Annotated in this window: 1 protein-coding gene; it reads left to right on the top strand. The window is 38.2% G+C overall.

Annotation, left to right across the window (positions count from 1 at the left end):
* Positions 1–1,407 (top strand): RagB/SusD family nutrient uptake outer membrane protein (locus tag AOB46_RS22675; RefSeq protein WP_082377402.1); only part of this gene is annotated, 1,407 nt, incomplete at its 5' end.
* Between the last annotated feature and the right edge of the window lie 60 nt (positions 1,408–1,467).

Here is a 1,467-nt window from a genome sequence, read left to right as displayed (position 1 = left end):
TTGGCAACCATGGTAGGTTTTTCACTAACCTCATGTAGCGAAGAATTTATTGATACCGATTTTGGTAACTCTGAACAGGCTGAAACAATCACAAGTGTAGACAAGTTACAGTCTTTTGTAACTGGAGCTTACGGATCTATGAGAGCTGTCGGATATTATGGAGCTCAGTTTCCGCTTTTTGCAGAGCTTAGAAGTGATGAAATGTTCACCAGAAGATCTTCAGGATATTTTACTTCTGTAGGAAACTTATCCATGACGTCTACAGACCAGTATACAACAGGACCTTACAACGCCATGTATGGAGTAGTAGCCAAAGCTAATATTGTCATCAACTCACCGGATAACCTTACCTGGACTCAAACATTGAACCAGGCTACGATTCAGGAGAAAGTGAATAAAGTAAAAGGAGAAGCATATGCTATCCGTGCATTGGTATTCTTCGATTTATTAAGACTTTACGGTCAGCAGTATTCGGGAGGAACAAAAGGAGTGGTCATTCCTACCAAATATGATCCTAAGGCTAACATGGCCAGAGCAAGTGTAGCTGAAACTCAGGCTCAGATTGAAGCAGACTTCAACAAGGCATTATCTTTATTAAGCGGTAATGGATTTACAAATACTGATAACAGAACTGAATTGAATGAATATTCAGTAAAAGCATTAATGACCAGATATTACCTTTATAAAAAGGATTATGCTAAAGTTAGACAATATGCTGCTGATATTGTTGGAAGTGGGGTTTACAAAGTAGCGCCTAAAGATTCATATGTAATCAGCTGGACATTAAACAATGCATCTACGAACTCTCTGTTTGAACTTGCTGTAGGGACTGCCAATGCTTATGGTGCTTCAGGGATGAATTCTTATATGAATGTTGGTGGAGCTTATAAAAATATTGGGGTATTATCTGCTACTTACGGATCATATACTGCTGCGGATGTTAGAAGAAGTTCGGCTACCTTTGATTTTGCTCCAAACACTACTATTAGGCTCATCAAGCATAAATATCCTGATATGAGTGGTGCTGATAATCTTAAATTAGTAAGATATGAAGAAGTTCTTTTAAATGGTGCTGAAGCTGAGTTACCTGAAAATGGAGGATCACAAATTAATGCAGATGATTATTACAATGCTGTATCTACAAACAGAGGTCTTGCATCAACATCTAATGTGACTCTACAGAATGTAAAGGATGAAAGAAGAAGAGAGCTTCTTGGAGAAGGATTCAGAATGTGGGATTTACTAAGATGGGGTATGTCAGTTCCTGTATATGGTTCAGCGGGAACAGGTACTCCTGTAACATTGAATATTGGAGATACGCGTTTAGCATTCCCTATTCCACAGGCAGAAACCAACGTTTCAGGTACGTTAGTTGCTCCTAACCCTGGTTATGACAACTCACTTTAATAAGTAAAAGCTTCTTCACAGAAGAACACTTATATAAATTTTTAAAAGCAGTAACATGGT

Origin of the sequence: Chryseobacterium indologenes (genome assembly GCF_001295265.1) — a bacterium.
GTDB lineage: Bacteria > Bacteroidota > Bacteroidia > Flavobacteriales > Weeksellaceae > Chryseobacterium > Chryseobacterium indologenes_A.
Note: the sequence above shows the minus strand (reverse complement) of the source record. Positions and strands in the feature narration are given on the sequence as shown.